The organism is Pseudoduganella buxea (genome assembly GCF_009720835.1).
Classification (GTDB): Bacteria; Pseudomonadota; Gammaproteobacteria; order Burkholderiales; family Burkholderiaceae_D; genus Rugamonas; species Rugamonas buxea.
Genome location: NZ_WNKZ01000009.1, coordinates 69,656 through 89,198 on the forward strand (window position 1 = coordinate 69,656; position 19,543 = coordinate 89,198).

The window sequence follows — 19,543 nt, forward strand, 5'->3', positions numbered from 1 at the left end:
AGATGGCAAGTTTAACGATCCGTAATGTGCGCAAGGTGTATCCGAACGGCGCCGAAATCCTGAAGGGCATCGACCTCGATATCGAGGACGGCCAGTTCCTGATCCTGGTGGGCGGCTCCGGCTGCGGCAAATCCACCCTGCTCAACATGATCGCCGGCCTGGAAAGCGTGTCCGAAGGCCAGATCTGCATCGGCGACAGGGTGGTCAACAACGTCCCGCCGAAAGAGCGCGACATCGCGATGGTGTTCCAGTCCTATGCGCTGTACCCGACCATGACGGTGCGCGAGAACATCTCCTTTGGCCTGGGCATCCGCAAGGTGCCGAAACCCGAGCAGGAAAAGATCGTCGCGCGCGTGGCCGAGACCTTGCAGATGACGCACCTGCTGGACCGCAAGCCGGCCATGCTGTCGGGCGGCCAGCGCCAGCGCGTGGCCATGGGCCGCGCGATTGCCCGCGACCCGTCGCTGTTCCTGTTCGACGAACCGCTGTCGAACCTGGACGCCAAGCTGCGCGTGGAAATGCGCGCCGAGATCAAGCTGCTGCACCAGCGCCTGGGCGCCACCATCGTCTACGTCACGCACGACCAGATCGAGGCGATGACGCTGGGCGACCGTATCGCCGTCATGCGCGACGGCGTGGTCCAGCAGTTCGGCAGCCCGCAGGAGATCTACGACCATCCGACCAATCTGTACGTGGCCGGCTTTATCGGCTCGCCGTCGATGAACTTCCTGCGAGGTAAACTCGTCGACCAGAACGGCCCGGCCTTCGCGCTGGAACACGGTGGCCGCACGGCGCTGCTGCCGGTACCGACGCCTTCGGCCGCGCTGCTGAAGTGGCTGGGCAAGGAAGTCATCCTGGGCATCCGCCCCGAGCACGTGACGGACGCCGACAGCGCACGCCGTGCCTGCACGTCGGCCGACTACCACCCGACGGAAGTGGATTGCCGCGTCGAGATGACGGAGCCGACCGGCCCGGACACGCTCGTCTTCAGCTGGTTCAACGGCGTACGCACCACCTGCCGCACCCACCCGCGCGCCAACGCCCTGCCGGGCGGCGACGTCAAGCTGGCGTTCGACTTGTCGAAGGCGGTGTTTTTCGATCCGGAGACGGAGTTGCGGATCGGCTTAACTTCGGGCTGAAGCCGGGCTGAAAACTTAAGCCGGCGTTAGCGCCGCGGTCGGGCGATTGCGGCGTATCGATGACAGGTGTATAACTCCGAACAACCCACCCGGAGGCACCATGACGACGATCACCGCACCGACCCGCTCGAAACAGGCCAGCCGCCGCATGCAGGCCGCCATCCTGCTCGGCACGGCCTTGCTGCTGCAGGTTCCGCTATTGGGGATGCTGCTGACGGGCTACGTGAACTGGGGCCTAGGCGACTTCGTCGCCGCCGGCGTGCTGCTGGCCGGGACCGGGCTGGCCTACGAACTGGGCACGCGCCGGTTGAGCCGGCGCAGCCACCGGTTGCTGGTCGGTGCCACGCTGGGCAGCTTGCTGCTGGTGGTGTGGGCCGAGCTGGCGGTAGGGCTGTTCCACTGACAAAAGTTGCTCGAAAAATGGGGTCTGTCCCCATTTTTTAAGCAATAATCAGCTGGCGGCCGTTTCCGCCGCCTCCGCCCGTACCACCGCGATCAGCTGCCGGATCTCCGGCACGCAGGAGCCGCAGTTGCCGCCTGCCTTGACGCAGGCGGTGACTTGCGCCGGCGTCGTCAGCTCGCCTTCGCGGATGGCGTTGCAGATGGTGTTCCTGCCCACGCCGAAGCAGGAGCAGACCGTCGGCCCCGCGTCGGCACCCTGGCGCAGGGGCCGCCCGGCCAGCAGGCCGGAACGCTCGGTGTCCGTCAGGACGTCGTTGGCGAACAGGCCGGCCAGCCAGGCCCGTTCCGGCAGGTCCGGGCGGGGCGACACGAACACGCATTGGACGATGCGGTCGTCGACCAGGTGCACGGCGCGGTAGACGCCGGCGCTGCGGTCGCTGTATTCCAGCCAGTCCGCATCTTCGTCCTTCACTCCCAGCAGTTCGCGCGCCCAGGCGCTGAAGTCGCCGATGCGGTTGCGGCCCGCCAGTTCATAGCGGGCAAAGCCGGCGCCCTGGGCTTTCGTCCAGTAGGCCACCTGGTCCAGCGCCAGCGCATCGCGGCTCAATACGAAGCCGTGCCACTGCACGGGGAAGCGGTCCACCATCACCGGCGTGTGCTTGAATTCCGGTTCGCCCGACACGGGATCGACCACCGGGTTGACCAGGCCGCCGACGCGGGCGTCGGATGCGGTCTGGCCGTTCCAGTGGATCGGGATGAAGACGCTGCCGCGGGCGATGCCGCCGCCGTGGCGTACCCGTGCCACCATGCTGCCCCAGGCCGAGCCGATGCGGGCCAGTTCGCCCTCGCGCACGCCGCACAGCAGCGCATCCTGCGGGTGCAGGTCGACGAAGGATTCCGGCGTGTGTTCGGCCAGCTTCGGGGCCCGGCCGGTGCGCGTCATCGTGTGCCACTGATCGCGCATGCGGCCCGTGTTCAGCACCAGCGGGTATTCGCTGTCCGTGCGGTTCACGGGCAGCCGGGGCGGCGTGGGCACGAAGCGGGCGCGCCCGTCCGGATGGGCAAAGCGGCCGTCGGCGAAGACGTCCTTGCCGACCGGCCAGCGCACCGGCTCCAGCGCGTCGTAGGCGGCGCGGTCCATGCCGGCCAGGTTGCCGATGTCGAAGACGCGCGGCAGCTCGTCCGGCGTATTACGCCAGGCCGACAGGCGTGCGTGCTCGTCGAAGATCTCGTGCACGCCCGTGTAGTCGAAGCCGGCGTAGCCCAGCCGACGGGCGAACTGCGCCAGGATCTGCCAGTCAGCGCGCGCCTCGCCCGGGGCCACCAGGAAGCGGCGCTGGCGCGAGATGCGGCGCTCGGAATTGGTGACGGTGCCATCCTTCTCGCCCCACGCCAGCGCCGGCAGCAGCACATGCGCCAGCGCGTTGGTGTCGGTGTCCTGCACCACGTCGGACACCACCACCAGCTCGCACCTGGCCAGTGCGCGGCGCACCTGGTCCGCGTCGGGCAGGCTGACGGCCGGATTGGTGGCGATGATCCACACGGCCTTCACCTTGCCCGATTCGATCGCGTGGAACAGCTCCACGGCTTTCAGGCCCGCCTTGTCGGCAATGGCGGGCGACTGCCAGAACTCGCGCACCGCGGCACGGTGCGCCGGCTTGTCCAGGTCCATGTGCGCGGCCAGCATATTGGCCAGCCCCCCCACTTCACGCCCGCCCATCGCATTGGGCTGGCCCGTGATGGAAAACGGCCCCGTGCCCGGCTGGCCGATGCGCCCGCCGACCAGGTGGCAGTTGATGATGGCGTTGACCTTGTCGGTGCCGGACGAGGACTGGTTCACACCCATCGAGAAGCCTGTCACCACCTTCGCGTTGGCGGCGAAGGCCTCGTAGAAGGCCAGCACGTCCTCCACATTCAGGCGGCAGGCCTGTGCCACCTCTTCCGGCGTGAGGGCGGCAGCTGCCAGCGCCTCTTCATAGCCGTTGGTATGGGCCGCAACGAAGCGGGGATCGACGGCGCCGATGCCGGCCAGGTAAGTGAGCAGGCCGTTGAACAGCCACACGTCCGTGCCCGGCTTGACCGGCAGGTGCAGGTCGGCCAGCTCGCAGGTGGCGGTGCGGCGCGGATCGACGACGACGATCTTCATGCCCGGCCGCGCTTCCTTGGCTTTCGACAGGCGCTGGTACAGGATCGGATGGCACCACGCCAGGTTCGAGCCCACCAGCACCACCATGTCGGCCAGTTCCAGGTCGTCGTAGGCGACGGGCACGATGTCCTCGCCGAAGGCGCGCTTGTGGCCGGCCACGGCCGACGACATGCACAGGCGCGAATTGGTGTCGATATTGGCGCTGCCGATATAGCCCTTCATCAGCTTGTTGGCGACGTAGTAGTCTTCCGTCAGCAGCTGGCCGGAGACGTAGAACGCCACGGCGTCCGGTCCGTGTTCGGCGACGATGTCGCGCCACTGGTTGGCGACCTTGTCCAGCGCCGTATCCCAGTCGACCTGGCGCAGCACGTCTTCCTCGCGCACCTGCGGGTGCAGCAGGCGCCCTTCCAGGCCCAAGGTCTCGCCCAGGGCCGAGCCCTTCACGCACAGCCTGCCGGCGTTCGACGGGTGCGCCGTGTCGCCGGCGATGCCGGCCTTCTGCACGCCCTCGGGCGTGGCGCGCACGCCGCAGCCGACGCCGCAATAGGGACAGGTGGTACGGACAGTCAGGTGTTCCTGGGACAGGTTCATCATCTTCTTTCAGCCAGTCAGGCCGCTTGAGGCACGGGCCCGAACAGCAAATGGTGGCGCAGCGTCGTCACGTCCGCGCCTTTCTGGATCAATTCGAAATACCACGGGCCGTCCTGCACGTCGCCATACAGCACGGCGCCGACCAGCCGTCCGCCGTCGAGCACGAGGCGCTTGTAGACGCCGCGCCGGGCATCGCGCAACACCAGGTCCTCGCTGCCTTCGCCGCCGATGAAGTCGCCCACCGAGTACAGGTCGATGCCGGTGACCTTCAGCCGCGTGGGCGCGGCCTGCTGCACGTAGCGGCGGTGGCCCGTGCCGGCCAGGTGGCCGGCGCAGACCTTGGCCTGTTCCCAGATCGGCGCCACCAGCCCGAACAGGGCGCGGCGGTGCTGCACGCATTCTCCCACCGCGTACACGCGCGGATCGAACGTCTGCAAGGTGTCGTCGACAACGATGGCCCGTTCGCAGTGCAGGCCGGCGCCCTGCGCCAGCGCGATATTCGGGCGCACGCCGGCCGTCATGACGACGAGATCGGCAGCGATCTCCGTACCGTCCTTGAAGCGGATGCCGGTGACGCGGTCCACGCCCGTGATCTCGCTGGTCTGGGCGTCCAGCAGGAAGCGCATGCCGCGCTTTTCCAGCGCCGATTGCAGCAGGCGCGCGGCCGGCTTGTCGAGCTGCTGGTTCATCAGCGAGTCGGTCACGTGCACGACGGTGACGTCCATCCCCTGGCGCATCAGGCCATTGGCCGCTTCCAGGCCGAGCAGGCCGCCGCCGATGACGACGGCGCGGCGGTGGTCGCGCGCGGCTGCGAGCATACCCTCGACGTCCTGGATGTCGCGGAAGGCCAGCACGCCGGGCAACTGGTGGCCCGGCACGGGAATGATGAAGGGCTTCGAGCCGGTCGCCAGCAGCAGGCGGTCGTAGCGCACTTCCAGGCCGGAGCGGGCGCGCACGACGCGGCGGTGGCGGTCGATATGCTCGACCGGGTCACCCGCGTGCAAGGTGATGCCGTTCTGCGCATACCATTCGCGCGTGTTGAGCATGATGTCGTCGACCGTCTTCTCGCCGGCCAGCACGGGCGAGAGCAGGATGCGGTTGTAGTTACCGTGCGGCTCGGCGCCGAACACGGTAATGTCGTACAGGTCCGGCGCCAGCGCCAGCAGCTCTTCCACCGTGCGCATGCCGGCCATGCCGTTGCCGATGACGACCAGGGCGGGTTTCATCGGGCAACCCTCACGCACCGACCCAGACCTTGCCGCCGTCGATGCGGGCCGGCCAGCTGGGCACGGAGTTCTCCGGCGCTTCCAGGCACTCGCCCGTGCGCAGGTCGAAGTGATGCTTGTACAGGGGCGAGGCGACGACGATGCGCTCGCCCAGGTTGCCCACCAGGCCGCGCGACAGCACGGCGGCATTCGCGTTCGGGTCGAAGTTGCCGATGGCGTAGACACGGGGTTCGGCGCCGTCGTTCAGGCGGAACACGGCGACCTGCTCGCCGTTCAGCAGCGCGGCCACGCCCGTGTTGGGCACGATGTCGTCGATGCCGCAGACGGCGATCCAGCTGGCGGCTTGATTATCACGTTTCATGGTCTTCTCCTCAGGCGACTTTGATGGGAATGCGTTTGCGTTCTTCGATCGTGGCCGGACGGATCTGGCCCCGCTCTTCCATGAAGACGACGTTGTCGTCCTTGGCATCGCTGTTGACAAAGGTGCGGAAGCGCGCGCGCGTCTCCGGATTGTTGACAGCTTCCTTCCACTCGCAGGCGTAGGTATCGACGACTCTCTGCATGTCCGCTTCCAGTTCGGCGTTGACACCCAGCTTGTCCTCGATGACGACCTGCTTCAGGTAATCCAGGCCGCCTTCCAGGTTCTCGCGCCACGTGCTGGTGCGCTGCAGGCGGTCGGCCGTGCGGCTGTAGAACATCAGGAAGCGGTCGATGTAGGCGATCATCGTGGCCTTGTCCAGGTCCGATGCGAGCAGCTCGGCGTGGCGCGGCTTCATGCCGCCGTTGCCGCACACGTAGAGGTTCCAGCCTTTTTCGGTGGCGATGATGCCGACGTCCTTGCCCTGCGCCTCGGCGCACTCGCGGGTGCAGCCGGACACGCCGAACTTGATCTTGTGCGGTGTGCGCAGGCCCTTGTAGCGGTTCTCCAGCTCGATGGCCAGGCCCACGCTGTCGTCCACGCCATAGCGGCACCAGGTCGAGCCGACACAGGATTTCACCGTGCGCAGCGACTTGCCGTAGGCGTGGCCCGTCTCGAAGCCGGCATCGATCAGCTCTTCCCAGATCGACGGCAGCTGCTCGACACGGGCGCCGAACAGGTCGACGCGCTGGCCGCCCGTGATCTTGGTGTAAAGGCCGTATTTCTTTGCCACCTGGCCGACGGCGATCAGGCCGTCCGGCGTGACTTCACCGCCCGGCATGCGCGGCACGACGGAATAGGTGCCGTCCTTCTGGATATTGCCCAGGAAGTAGTCGTTCGAATCCTGCAGGCCCGCGTGCTCCTTCTTCAACACGAAGTCGTTCCAGCAGGTGGCGAAGATGTTCGCCGCCAGCGGCTTGCAAACGTCGCAACCGAGGCCCTTGCCGTGGCGCGCCAGCAGGTCGTCGAAGGACTTGATCTGGCCTACCTTCACCAGGTGGAACAGCTCCTGGCGCGAATGGGCGAAGTGTTCGCAGACATGGTTGTTGACGTCCATGCCCAGCTTCTTCATTTCCGCCTTCATGATCTGCGTCACCAGCGGCACGCAACCGCCGCACGCGGTGCCGGCGCCGGTGCACTTCTTCAGCGCGCCGATCGACGTGGCGCCGCCGCCGACGGCCGCGCACAGCGTGCCTTTCGAGACGTCGTTGCATGAGCAGATCTGGGCGCCGTCCGGCAGCGCGTCCACGCCCAGACCGACCTTGGCCTTGCCGTCCGACTGCGGCAGGATCAGGAACTCGGGCGAGGCCGGCAGCTCCATCCGGTTCAGCATCATCTGCAGCAGGGTGCCGTATTCGGAGGCGTCGCCCACCATCACGCCGCCCAGCAGGTACTTGCCGCAGCTGGAGACGACCAGCTTCTTGTAGACCTGCTTGCGCTCGTCCGTGAACTGGTAGCTGATGCTGCCCTCTTCCTTGCCGTGCGGGTCGCCCAGGCTGGCCACGTCCACGCCCATCAGTTTCAACTTCGTGCTCATGTCGGCGCCCGTGAATTCGGCGTCCTGGCCCAGCAGGTGTTTGGCGGTGACGCGGGCCATGTCGTAGCCCGGGGCGACCAGGCCGAAGACCTGGCCGTTCCACAGCGCGCATTCGCCGATGGCATACACGTCCGGGTCGGAGGTGAGGCAGTGGTTGTCGATGGCGATGCCGCCGCGCGGGCCGACGGCGAGGCCCGCTTCACGGGCAAGCTGGTCGCGCGGACGGATACCGGCCGAGAACACGATCATGTCGACGTCCAGGTGGCTGCCGTCGGCGAATTCCATCCGGTGCGCGCCCTGTTCGCCGTCGACGATCTGCAAGGTGTTCTTGCCGGTATGGACCGTCACGCCCAACTGCTCGATCTTGTTGCGCAGCACGCGCCCGCCGCCGTCGTCGACCTGCACCGCCATCAGGCGCGGCGAGAATTCGACGACGTGGGTTTCCAGGTTCATGTCGCGCAGCGCCTTGGCGCATTCCAGGCCCAGCAGGCCACCGCCGATGACGACACCCGTCTTGACGCGGTTGCCCGCTTCCAGCATGGCTTCCAGGTCCTCGATGGTGCGGTAGACGAAGCAGTCCTTGCGGTCCTTGCCCGGCAGCGGCGGTACGAAGGGGAAGGAGCCGGTGGCCAGCACCAGCTTGTCGTAGGCCAGCACGTCGCCCGTGCTGGCGGTGACGGTCTTGTTCTGCAGGTCGATCGCCGTGGCCCGGGCGTTCAGGCGCAGCACGATATCGTCACGCTCGAAGAAGCCCGGCTTGACCAGCGACAGGTCATCGGCGCTCTTCCCGGCGAAGAATTCGGACAGGTGCACGCGGTCGTAGGCGGGGCGCGGCTCCTCGCACAGCACGGTGACGTGCGCACCGGAGTTCTGTTCCGCCAGCACTTCGAGGAATTTGTGGCCCACCATGCCGTGGCCGATAACGACGATCTTCATATCAGTACTCCCTAAACATTCGAACTCAGGACAACTCAGGCGGCGGCGCGGGCCAGCGCATGTTCTGCATTGGTGGAGGCAGAGAAGCGCAGGGCGATGGCGCACAGGGCCGATGCCGTCACGAAGATCCCCAGGATCACCAGCGTCTGCTGGGTGCTGCCCACGCCCTTCATCAGGAAACCGGCGGCGACGGCGCCCACGTTGCCGCCGGCGCCGATGATGCCGGTCACGCCACCCAGGGCACGCTTGTCGATGAACGGCACCAGCGCGTAGGTGGCGCCGCAGGCCATGTGGGTGCACATGCCGAAGGCCAGCATGGCGAAGATGGCCAGGCCCACGCTGTCGGCGTTGGCGAACCAGATCAGGCCCGCGCCTTCGCCCAGCATCAGCACGAACAGCAGGGTGACGCGGCTGTTCAAGCTGCCGCGCAGGGCCGCCTTGTCGGAGATGTAGCCGCCCAGGGCACGGGCGAACAGGGCCAGCAGGCCAAAGCTGCCGGCGGCCATGCCCGCTTCCTTCAGCGACAGCTTGAAGGTATCGACGTAGTAGACGGCGGCCACGTTGTGGATGAACAGCTCGACGCCGAAGCAGGCACCGTAGGTGACGAACAACAGCCAGACGCGGTAGTTCGACGCGGCGAGCTTGAAACTGTCCCAGCCGCCTTTCTTGCCGCCTTCGATCTCGATGCCGGCCGCGCGCAGCTCGGCGTAGTTCCCTTGCGGGCAATCCTGCGTGAAGCGCCAGTACATCAGGCCGACGATCACCATCAGCACACCCGGCACGATCAGGGCCAGGCGCCAGCCGAAGGCCTGGTCCACGCCCAGCATGACAATCGCCGCCAGGATCAGCGGCATGGTGGCCTGCGTGACGCCGCCGCCGGCATTGCCCCAGCCGGCCGTGGCCGCGTTGGCGGTGCCGACCACGCGGGGCGCGAACATCACCGACGTGTGGTACTGGGTGACGACGAAGCTGGCGCCGATGGCACCGATCAGGGTGCGGAAGAACAGGAAGCCTTCGTAGCTCTGCGCGCTGGCCACGCCGAAGACGGGAATGGCGCCCAGCAGCAACAGGCCCGTGTGGGTCTTGCGGGGACCGTAGCGGTCGCACATGGGGCCCACCAGCATGCGCACGGCGATGGTGATGGTGACGGCGGCGATGTTGATATTGGCGATCTGCGCCACCGTCAGGCCGAACTGGCCTTTGATGACCGGCATCAAGGGGGCGCAGGCGAACCACGCGAAGAAGCAGACGAAGAACGCCATCCACGCCATATGGAAGGCGCGCATCTGCGGCGTGTCGAACGAGAAGAGTTTGATGCTTTGTGCTTTGCTGGTCATTTTCGCACCCCGTTATTATTTGAAGAAAAAAAAGGCGCCCGTGCAGTCCCGCTCGCAAGTGAGCGGTGACCGCACGGACGCCGTTGTCCTGGTGCCGGGTCCGTCGTTGGACCGGCTGTGCAAATAATCTGGAGGATCGCCTTTGACCCCTTGCCTCCTACGTTGCAAGAGGCGTGCCAGCCGATTTCAAGGGGCCGGCACGGGCAGCGGGATCAAGGTGGGGTGGAAAAGCGGTGGAAAACGGGTCGGTTGCCTGTTCCCGGTGCATGGTTGCGGTGCACCCGCCCAAGTATGGTGCACTGCAGCGTTAACGCAGCTGGAAGGGGAAGGAGGTGGCGTAGCGCTCGGGATCGGTGCCGTCCCACACGCGGCCGTCGACCAGGGTCGAGCTGCGCGTGGCCTGTGCCGGCACGGCCACGCCGGCCAGTTCGGCCGCCTCGCCGTACAGCTGCATGCGCGTGACGGCGCGCGCCGTGCGCTCGTAGTCGGGCTGGCCCTTCAACAGGCCCCAGCGGTGGAACTGGGTCATGAACCACATGCCGTCGGACAGGTAGGGATAGTTGGCCGCGCCGTCCTGGTGGAAGCACATCGGGTGGCTGTCCTGCCACTGGCGGCCCATGCCGTCGTCGTAGCGGCCCAGGATGCGCGGCAGGATGGCCGCCTTGTCCGTATTGACATAGGCCTGGCCGGCGATGATCTCGGCCATCGCGCGCCGGTTCTCGTCGCTGGCGTCGATCCAGCGGCCCGCTTCCAGCACGGCGGCAATCAAGGCGCGGCAGGCGTTCGGGTGGGCGTCGACAAAGGCGGCCGAGGCGCCCAGCACCTTTTCCGGATGGTCGGGCCAGATCTGCTGGCTGGTGGCGACGGTGACGCCGATGCCGTCCATGACGGCGCGGTGCCCCCACGGCTCGCCCGCGCAGAAGCCGTCCATATGCCCTTCGGCCAGGTTGTAGACCATCTGCGCCGGCGGCACCGTGATGGCGCGGGCGCCCCGCAGCGGGTCGATGCCTTGCGCGGCCAGCCAGTAATACAGCCACATCGCGTGCGTGCCGGTCGGGAAGGTCTGGGCGAAGACATACTGCCGGCGTTCAGCCCGCATCAGCGCGGCCAGCGACGGGCCATCGACGGCGCCAGCCTCCATCAGCCGCTTCGACAGCGTGATGGCCTGGCCGTTGCGGTTCAGGTTCATCAGCACGGCCATGTCGTGGCACTGCGAGCCGATGCCCAGCTGGGTGCCGTAGACCATGCCGTACAGGGCGTGGGCCGCATCGAGTTCGCCCGTTACCAGCTTGTCGCGCACGCCGGCCCAGGAAGTCTCCTTGCTGAGGACAATGCGGATGCCGTGCCGCTCGTCGAAGCCCAGCACGGACGCCATCACGACGGAGGCGCAATCGGTCAGCGGGTTGAAGCCGATCCGCACGGTCTGTTTTTCAATCTGCATATGCTTTCCCCCGGGGTGCACCAGTATTGTGCATCATCCCAGCAAATCCTCGACATCCAGTATGCGTTGGGCGATATCCGCCAGTTTCAATTTCTTGTTCATGGCCATCGTGCGCAGGCGCTGGTAGGCCTGCTCCTCGGTCATGCCGTGGCGCGACATCAGGAGGCCCTTGGCGCGGTCCACCACCTTGCGCTCGGCCAGCTTGTGCTTCGTGTCGGCCAGCTCCAGCAGCAGCTTTTCCTCCTTGCGAAAGCGCGCCAGGGCCACGTTCAGCACGGGCTTGATGCGCTCGGGCTTCAGCCCGGCCACGATATAGGCCGACACGCCCGCCTCCAGCGCGGCCTCCATCGACGAGGTCTTGTCGTCCTCGGTGAACATGACGATGGGGCGCCGCTCGTCGCGGGTGGCGATGACGATATGTTCGAGCACGTCGCGCGCATCCGATTCGGCGTCGACGATGATCATGTCCGGCTGCAGCTGGGCGATCCGCTCGGGCAAGTGGAGATCGGCCGGCAGCGACGCCACCAGCTCATAGCCTGCTTCCAGCAGCCCCGCATGCAGTGCGCAGGCGCGCTGGGAAGCGTCGCTTTCATGGTGCGGATGGACGAGGACGATGCGGAGGTTGCGGCTCATGCCCCAAAGGTGAGCAAGAATCGCGCCAGCATGCGGTCAGACGCGTCAGGTCTGCCTGCCAGTCTCGTGGCTTGGCCCGGACTGCTACCCGGCACTGCGCTGCATGCCCCAGCGCCGCACGGTGACGCGTTCCAGGGTGGCAAACAGCAGGTTGTCCACGGCCAGCCCGATCAGGATGACGGCGGCCAGGCCGGCGAAGACCTTGTCCGTGTACAGCTCGTTGCGGTTCTGGAAGATATACCAGCCGAGCCCGCCCTTGCCGGACGAGGCGCCGAACACCAGTTCGGCCGCGATCAAGGTGCGCCACGCGAAGGCCCAGCCGATCTTCAGGCCCGAGACGATGGCCGGCAGCGCCGACGGCACCAGGATCTGCACGACGAAGGGCAGGCCCCGCAGGCCGTAGTTGCGGCCGGCCATGCGCAAGGTCTCCGGCACGGACTGGAAGCCGCTGTAGGTGCCCAGCGCGAGCGGCCAGAGCACGGCGTGGACGATGACGAACACGAGGCTGCCGTTGCCCAAGCCCAGCCACAACATCGCCAGCGGCAGCAGCGCAATCGCCGGCAGCGGGTTGAACATGGCGACCAGCGTCTCCAGCAGATCGCGCCCGAAGCGGTTCGACACGGCCAGCGCCGTCAGCACGAAGGCACAGGCGATGCCGGCCACGTAGCCTTGGGCCAGCACGGCCAGCGACACGCGTACCTTGGCCAGCAGCTCGCCCGTGACGAGGCCCTCGCCGAAGGCGCGCGCCGTCTGCAGGAAGGTCGGCAGCAGCAGGTCGTTGTCCTGCCATCGTGCCACCAGCTCCCACAGCACGGCCAGCGCCACCAGCAAGGCGCCCTTGCGCAGCCAGGCCTGGTCCCACAGCCGCGTGGCCAGCGGCAGGCACCGCGTCAGCCGGGCCGTGTCGATGGCGGGCAGCTCGTAGCCGATCTCCTGGCGGATCGGCGGCAAGGGCTGCAGCAACTGATCGGTCGTGCTCACAGGGCGATCCTCTCAGGCGGCGCGGTGGCCGGCGTGTCCACGCCGAACAGCAGGTCATGGATGCGCTGGGCGGCGCCCTGGAATTCGGCGCTGCCGCCGCTGGACAAATCAAACTGGTGGCTGTTCAGCTCCGCGCGCACGCGGCCAGGATGGGGCGACAGCAGCAGGATGCGGTTGCCCACCACCAGCGCTTCCTCGATCGAGTGGGTGACGAAGAGCAGGGTGAAGCGGGTTTCTTCCCACAGCCGCGTCAATTCTTCCTGCATGGTGCGGCGGGTCAGCGCGTCCAGCGCGGCGAAGGGCTCGTCCATCAGCAGCACACGCGGCTGCATTGCCAGCGCGCGGGCAATCGCCACGCGCTGCTTCATGCCGCCGGACAGCGTGTGCGGATAGGCGTCCTTCACGCGCGCCAGGCCGACGCGGTCGATCCAGTGCAGCGCCCTCTCCCGCGCTTGCGCGCGCGGCAGCCGGCGCGTGGCCAGCAGGGGGAACATCACGTTCTGCAGCACCGTCTTCCACGGCGGCAGCTGGTCGAATTCCTGGAACACGGCCATGCGGTCCGGCCCCGGCGCGGTAATGACCCGCCCATCGAGTTCGATGCTGCCGGCGGCCGGCGCGACGAAGCCGCCCACGGCTTTCAGCAGCGAGGACTTGCCGCAGCCGGAAGGGCCCAGCAGCACGAAGCGGTCGCCGCCGAAGACGTCGAAGCCGACGTCCTGCGTGGCGCGCACGGTGCCGCCGTTGCCGCGATATTCCAGCGTGACGTCGCGCACCCGCAGCAGGGGCTCGGGTCCGCCCGGCGTGCGCACCACCTGCAGCGGCGCCATGTCAGCTGCCCTCTTTGACGAGCGGGTCGTCGAAGAAGTAGTCGCGCCACGTGCCGGCCCGGTTCCTGGCCGCGCCGACGCGGTGCATGAACTGCGCCAGCCCCAGCGTGTTCTGCGGCGCGATGCGGAACTGCACTTCGGGGTTCTTGAAGATCTTCACGAGCAGGGCCCGGTCGACCTTGCTCTTGTTGACCTTCAAATAGATGTCGGCCGCGCCTTCGGGATTCTTCGCCGCGTAGTCGGCCGCCTCGGCCAGCGCCTGCACGAAGGCGCGATACGTCTTCGGGTTCCCGGCGCGGTATTTTTCGGTGGCGTACAGCACGGTGGACGACGACGGCCCACCCTGCACGTCGTAGGATTTCAGGATCACGCGCGCGTTCGGATTCTGCGCCAGCTCCTGTTCCTGGAACGGTGGCGTGGCGAAGTGGCCGGTGATCTCGGTGCCGCCGGCAATGATGGCGCTGGCCGCATCCGGATGCGGCAGGGTCTGCGTGATCTTGTCCAGCCGGGCGAACTCCTTCTCGCCCCACTGCTTGGCAACGGCCATCTGCAGGATACGCGCCTGCACCGACACGCCGACGGCCGGCAGGCCGATGCGGTCCTTCTCCGTGAAGTCGGCCAGGGTCTTGACCTTCGGGTTATTGGTGACGAGGTAGTACGGGAAGCTGCCCAGCGCGGCCACGCCACGCACGTTCTGGCGGCCCTTGGTGCGGTCCCACAAGGTCACCAGCGGGCCGACGCCGGCGCTGCCGATGTCGATGGCGCCCGACAGCAGTGCGTCGTTGATGGCGGCGCCGCCGGAGAGCTGCTTCCATTCGACGTCGATGTCGACGCCGGCCTGCTTGCCGTATTTTTCGATGAGCTTTTGCTCCTGCGCGATATTGAGCAGCAGGTAGGTCACGCCATACTGTTCGGCGATGCGGATCTTGCCCTCGGCGTGGGCGTCAACGGCAAACAGGAAGGGAATGGCGGCCACCGTGGCGGCGGCGATGCGAAGTGCTTTCATGTTTTTCTTATCCTGGTCAGAACGGGACGTCGCCCTCGATGGTGGTGCGATACAGCTTGCGGCGCTGGTCGGCCGGACAGCCGGCCGCCAGGTGCATCAGCGAGCGGTTATCCCAGAACACCATGTCGTGCGGCTGCCAGCGGTGGCGGTAGATGTGCTCGGGCCGCACGCTGTGGGCGAACAGCTCGGCCAGCAGGGCCGTGCTTTCGTCCTCGGGCAGCCCGACGATGCGGGTGGTGAAATGCTCGCTGACGAACAGCGCGCGCCGGCCCGTTTCGGAGTGCACGCGTACCACCGGGTGGACCACGGCCTTCACTTCGTCGACCTGGGCTTGGGTCAGGTTCGGACGCCACGGGCTGCGCTTCTGCAGCTCGGCATACTGTTTCAGGTAGCTGTGCTCGGCGCGCAGGCCCTCTACGGCATTGCGCAGCGCCGCCGGCAGGGTGTCGTAGGCCAGGTGCATATTGGCGAACAGCGTGTCGCCGCCCTCGGCAGGCAACTCCTGGGCATGCAGCATCGAGCCCAGGCTGGGCTTTTCCTTGTACGACAGGTCGGAATGCCAGAAGTGGCCGGCGTCGCCCAGGCCGATCGGCTTGCCGTCTTCGACGATGTTCGATACGACCAGCACTTCCGGGGTTCCCGCCAGCTGGAAGTTGCGCAGTACATGGATCTGCAGTGGACCGAAACGGCGCGAAAACGCTACCTGCTGTGCCGGCGTGATGCGCTGGTCGCGAAACACGAGGACGTGATGTGCCAGGTGGGCCGCATGGATGCGCGCAAAGCTCGCGTCATCCACGGGGCCTGCGCCCAGGTCGAGGCCAACCACCTCGGCGCCCAGGGGACCGTCGAAGGCACGAATGACAAGGGGGACTTGGGCATCGTGCGCGACGGGCGGGACTGCACCTCGAATGACATCGAGATCGTCACGAACTTCGCGGACTTCACTGAACACTGCGGCCATGGACACGCTCCAGCTGACGGGAATTCCAGTCTAGGCGCGCTCCGATGGAAACAAAACGAATCGATTCGGCTATCGTTATGCGATTCCCGCGTCAAGCGCGAGCGGCGCCGCCGGCCAGGTCCTGGGCCGTTTTCAAGGCCGCGACGATATTGGCGACGGCCTCCTGCCGCGCTTCGGCGCTGGGCACGCGCAGCGCATAGGCCGGGTGGTAGGTGACGACGACCCAGCGCCCTTCGTGCTGGAAGGGCGCATCCATATATTCCTTCATCGTCACGCTGCCCGACTGCAGGATGGATTTCAGGGCCGTGCTGCCCAGCGCCACGACGACCTGCGGCGCCACCTGCTCCAGCTCCGTCTCGAGCCAGTAGTGGCAGGCCATCACTTCCTTCTGCGCCGGGGTCTTGTGCAGGCGGCGCTTGCCGCGCGGCTCCCACTTGAAGTGCTTGACGGCGTTGGTGACGTACACGGTCTTGCGGTCGACGCCGGCCTCGATCATGGCCTTGTCCAGCAGCGCGCCGGCGGGGCCGACGAAGGGCTTGCCAGCCAGGTCTTCCTGGTCGCCAGGCTGCTCGCCCACCAGCATGATCTTCGCGTGGCGCGCGCCCTGCCCCGCCACGGCCTGCGTGGCGTTCTGCCACAGGTCGCAGCGGCGGCATTCGTCCAGCGACGACGGCTGCTGACGCTCGGGCGCGGCCTTCTCGGCGGCGATGGGAATGGTCGTGCCGGTGCGGCGGCCGACCGTATCGAGCTGGCCCACCTTGCGCGCGCCGGCCGCGGCCTGCGACACCATGTGCGGCACGACGGCCGCTTCCGGCAGGTTCTTCCAGAAGCGCGAGCGGATATGGCCATGCATGATGCCCGCGTTCAGGCGGGCCGGGTTGAAGATGCTGCGGTAGTAGGTCAGCCACAGGGCCTCGCCGCTGTCGTCGATATCGGCCGCGCTGCGCATCAGGGGGCCGGTGGCGTGCAGTTGCTGGCCGTCCCACAGCACGGTGGCCTCGGGCGTGCCGATCATCCAGCTGGTCTTGCCCATGCGCCTGGCGAAGTGGCGCGCCACTTGCGGCAGCACGTCGTGTGCCGGCTCGAACCAGGCGACGAAGCGGGGGTCGCCAGCCTCGGGCGGCCGCTCGCGGAAGCGCAGGTAGGCATGCATATCGTGTTCTTCATGGTGCACCGCCTTCACCATGTGCTGCAGGCGGGCGCCGTCTTCGTCGGCCATCGACAGGATCTCCTGTTGTCCCTGCTGCCAGCGCCACAGCACCTTGTACAGGAAGGACCAGCGGTCCGGGGTGCGGTAGCAGGCGGCGCTGTGCAGCATCTCCATCAGCTTGCGGGGAACGTGCGGCGGCGGCGCGGGCGGAACGTCCAGCACCGTCGCTGGAACGATTGGCGGCGCGGCACTCAGCAAATCACCGCCACCGTCCTGGCCCGCCCATTGCAGGGATTCGGGCCGGATGCGGCGCACGATCAGGTCGCGCGCGGCCAGGCGCCATTCGGCGAAGGTGGTGACGGGGATGGGCTGGCCGGCCAGGGTCAGGGCGACGGCGTCGATGGGCTCGATGGCATCGAACGTATCGTCGCCCGGGCCGTCGTCCTGCGGCGCGGTCATGCCGCCTGCAGCTCCGGCCACAGCGGCATCTGCTCGGGCACGTCGGCCATGGCCCGGCGCAGCACTTCGGAGGCCGTCGTGTCGCGCACGGGCCGGTAGTCCGCCGTGATGATGAAGGGTGCGATCTTCTTCATGCTGCACTTCAGGCGCGTCAGGTCGGCATAGCGCACCTGGCGCATGCGGCGCAGTTCGACGATGCGCTTGGCGTTGCGCAGGCCGATGCCGGGGATGCGGGCGATCATGGCCGGCTCGGCGCGGTTCAAATCCATCGGGAAGTGCTCGCGGTTGGCCAGGGCCCACGCCAGTTTCGGGTCGATGTCGAGGGCCAGGTTGCCGGCTGCGGGCAGCAGCTCGCCCACCTGGAAGCCGTAGCTGCGCAGCAGGAAGTCGGCCTGGTACAGGCGGTGCTCGCGCAGCATCGGCGGCGGCGCCAGCGGCACCGACTTCGGGCTTTGCGGAATGGGGCTGAAGGCCGAGTAGTAGACGCGCTTGAGCTTGTAGCTGCCGTACAGGGTTTCGGCCGTGGTGAGGATGCGCTGGTCGTCGCTGGCGTCGGCCCCGACGATCATCTGCGTGCTCTGGCCGGCCGGCGCGAACTTCGGCGCCTTCGGCTCGGCTTCCTTCTCGTCCAGTCGCAGGCGGATATTGCCCATCGCCAGCTTGATCGTGTGGACGTTCTTTTCCGGTGCCAGGCGCTGCACGCTGTCCTGCGTGGGTAGTTCGATGTTCACCGACAGGCGGTCGGCATAGCGGCCGGCCGCATCGATCAAGGCCGGGTCCGCATCGGGAATCGTCTTCAAATGGATATAGCCACGGAACTGGTGTACTTCGCGCAGCTCGCGCGCAATCGCCACGAGCTGCTCCATCGTGTAGTCGGCCGACTGGATGATGCCGGAGCTGAGGAACAGGCCGTCGATGTAGTTGCGCAGGTAGAAGTCAACCGTCAGCTTGACCACTTCCTGCACCGTGAAGCGGGCCCGCGGCACGTTCGACGTGCGGCGGTTGACGCAGTACTGGCAGTCGTAGACGCAGAAGTTTGTCAGCAGGATTTTCAGCAAGGACACGCAGCGGCCGTCGGGCGTGTAGCTGTGGCAGATGCCCATGCCATTGGTGGCGCCGATACCGTCCTTGCCTTCGGACGAACGTTTCGGCGCCCCGCTGCTGGCACACGACGCGTCATATTTCGCCGCGTCGGCCAGGATTTCCAGTTTGTCGTTCAGTTCCATGGCGGCGCTCCAGCTGTATAGGCATACAGTATACCGGAGTTCCACGGCGGGACCTCACCCGCCGCCCCGGGGAGCGGGGCAATGACGGGTCAGGACCTGGGTGTTGCTCGAAAAATGGGGACAGACCCCATTTTTCGGGCAATAGTTGCCAAATAAATGGGGTCTGTCCCCATTTCCAGGCAACTTTTACGACTGCACTTCCTCGTTGTAGCGGACCAGGCGGTTCGACAGGCGCGGGGCCAGGTCGGCGTGGTTGCTGACGGTCATGCCCAGGTCGTGCAGGTGGCCGTCCTTCAGGCCGTAGACCCAGCCGTGCACGCTGACGGGCTGGCCGCGGTCCCAGGCATCCTGCACGATGGTGGTGGAGCAGACATTGACGACCTGCTCGACGACGTTCAGCTCGCACAGCTTTTCGCTGCGCTTCTGCTCGTCCAGCACGGAGCCCAGGTAGCGCTCGTGCTTCTGGCTGACGTCCTGAACGTGGCGCAGCCAGTTGTCGACCAGGCCGACGCGGGCACCCGTCAGCGCGGCGTGCACGCCCTTGCAGCCGTAGTGGCCGACGATGATGACGTGCTTCACCTTCAACACGTCGATGGCGAACTGCAGCACGGACAGGCAGTTCAGGTCGGAATGGACGACGACGTTGGCGATATTGCGGTGGACGAAGACGTCGCCCGGCGCCAGGCCCAGCAGTTCGTTGGCGGGCACGCGGCTGTCGGAGCAGCCGATCCACAGGTATTCGGGCGAAGCCTGCGCGGCCAGGCGGCGGAAGAATTCCGGGTCGCGCTCGACCATGGAGTCGGCCCAGCGGCGGTTATTGTTCAGCAGGTCGTTCAGGTCGGCAGGGCTATCGATACGGTCGCTCATGGTGTTCCTCTCAGACGTGAAAAAGCCGCCAACTGCTTCGATGCAATGGCGGCCGGTATGAAGCAGGCGGTAGTTTAGCCGATCCGGGCCTTGTCGGCCGAACGTGCTTTTTTTTCAGCATCGGCCCAAAGGCGCAAAAGCTACAATCGCTAAATGAAGCCGACCCTACGCACGGATCAGGGCCTCGAGAAACCGTAGCGAGCGGCGTCAGGTCTGGTCGAGAAGCACAGCCGTACTTCAGTACGGCGAAGCATCGCAGG

General features: G+C 66.8%; 16 protein-coding genes. 2 read left to right on the forward strand and 14 right to left on the reverse strand.

The genetic code is table 11. From position 1 onward, the window contains the following. Positions 1-2 precede the first annotated feature (2 nt). Together GM672_RS05560 and GM672_RS05565 are read left to right on the forward strand one after the other, a co-directional pair. Positions 3-1,139, forward strand: coding sequence for an ABC transporter ATP-binding protein (locus GM672_RS05560; RefSeq protein ID WP_155469535.1), 1,137 nt, complete (start codon positions 3-5; stop codon positions 1,137-1,139). 100 nt (positions 1,140-1,239) lie between these two features. Continuing rightward, complete coding sequence (locus GM672_RS05565) at positions 1,240-1,542, forward strand: hypothetical protein (protein WP_211517333.1); 303 nt, start codon at positions 1,240-1,242, stop codon at positions 1,540-1,542. Positions 1,543-1,590: 48 nt separating this feature from the next. Here GM672_RS05565 and GM672_RS05570 read toward each other — a convergent pair whose 3' ends face one another. The 14 genes from GM672_RS05570 to can all read right to left on the reverse strand — a co-directional run bounded on the left by GM672_RS05570 (position 1,591) and on the right by can (position 19,283). After that, the gene (locus GM672_RS05570) at positions 1,591-4,278 is read right to left on the reverse strand and encodes a nitrate reductase (protein ID WP_155469566.1); all 2,688 of its coding nucleotides are present in this window, start codon (positions 4,276-4,278) and stop codon (positions 1,591-1,593) included. Positions 4,279-4,295: 17 nt separating this feature from the next. Further along, a complete protein-coding gene (locus GM672_RS05575) occupies positions 4,296-5,504 on the reverse strand; it encodes an NAD(P)/FAD-dependent oxidoreductase (protein WP_155469536.1) in 1,209 nt (402 codons plus the stop codon). Positions 5,505-5,514: 10 nt separating this feature from the next. Beyond that, complete coding sequence (gene nirD / locus GM672_RS05580) at positions 5,515-5,865, reverse strand: nitrite reductase small subunit NirD (protein WP_155469537.1); 351 nt, start codon at positions 5,863-5,865, stop codon at positions 5,515-5,517. 10 nt (positions 5,866-5,875) lie between these two features. After that, a complete protein-coding gene (gene nirB, locus GM672_RS05585) occupies positions 5,876-8,395 on the reverse strand; it encodes a nitrite reductase large subunit NirB (protein ID WP_155469538.1) in 2,520 nt (839 codons plus the stop codon). 35 nt (positions 8,396-8,430) lie between these two features. Further along, on the reverse strand, positions 8,431-9,732 hold the full coding sequence (locus GM672_RS05590) for an MFS transporter (protein WP_155469539.1): 1,302 nt from the start codon (positions 9,730-9,732) through the stop codon (positions 8,431-8,433). A 307-nt stretch (positions 9,733-10,039) separates the two neighbouring features. After that, on the reverse strand, positions 10,040-11,173 hold the full coding sequence (locus GM672_RS05595) for a CmpA/NrtA family ABC transporter substrate-binding protein (protein ID WP_155469540.1): 1,134 nt from the start codon (positions 11,171-11,173) through the stop codon (positions 10,040-10,042). Between the two features lie 33 nt (positions 11,174-11,206). Beyond that, positions 11,207-11,806: an ANTAR domain-containing response regulator gene (locus GM672_RS05600; RefSeq protein ID WP_155469541.1), complete on the reverse strand. Its 600-nt coding sequence runs from the start codon at positions 11,804-11,806 to the stop codon at positions 11,207-11,209. Between the two features lie 84 nt (positions 11,807-11,890). Next, positions 11,891-12,787 carry an ABC transporter permease gene (locus GM672_RS05605; protein WP_371867035.1) on the reverse strand — a complete coding sequence of 299 codons (897 nt, stop codon included), beginning with the start codon at positions 12,785-12,787 and terminating at the stop codon, positions 11,891-11,893. Further along, positions 12,784-13,614 (reverse strand): ABC transporter ATP-binding protein, encoded by an 831-nt coding sequence (locus GM672_RS05610; RefSeq protein WP_155469542.1) that lies wholly within the window; start codon positions 13,612-13,614, stop codon positions 12,784-12,786. The genes GM672_RS05605 and GM672_RS05610 overlap by 4 nt, the downstream gene beginning before the upstream one ends. A 1-nt stretch (position 13,615) precedes the next feature. Next, positions 13,616-14,620: an ABC transporter substrate-binding protein gene (locus GM672_RS05615; RefSeq protein WP_155469543.1), complete on the reverse strand. Its 1,005-nt coding sequence runs from the start codon at positions 14,618-14,620 to the stop codon at positions 13,616-13,618. Between the two features lie 16 nt (positions 14,621-14,636). After that, positions 14,637-15,581 (reverse strand): TauD/TfdA dioxygenase family protein, encoded by a 945-nt coding sequence (locus tag GM672_RS05620; RefSeq protein WP_155469544.1) that lies wholly within the window; start codon positions 15,579-15,581, stop codon positions 14,637-14,639. A gap of 91 nt (positions 15,582-15,672) precedes the next feature. Beyond that, on the reverse strand, positions 15,673-17,190 hold the full coding sequence (locus GM672_RS05625; protein ID WP_155469545.1) for a UdgX family uracil-DNA binding protein: 1,518 nt from the start codon (positions 17,188-17,190) through the stop codon (positions 15,673-15,675). Next, entirely contained in the window at positions 17,187-18,416 is a 1,230-nt protein-coding gene (locus GM672_RS05630; protein WP_155469546.1) for a putative DNA modification/repair radical SAM protein, read from the reverse strand. The genes GM672_RS05625 and GM672_RS05630 overlap by 4 nt, the downstream gene beginning before the upstream one ends. Before the next feature lie 186 nt (positions 18,417-18,602). Beyond that, a complete protein-coding gene (can, locus tag GM672_RS05635; protein WP_155469547.1) occupies positions 18,603-19,283 on the reverse strand; it encodes a carbonate dehydratase in 681 nt (226 codons plus the stop codon). Positions 19,284-19,543 lie beyond the last annotated feature (260 nt).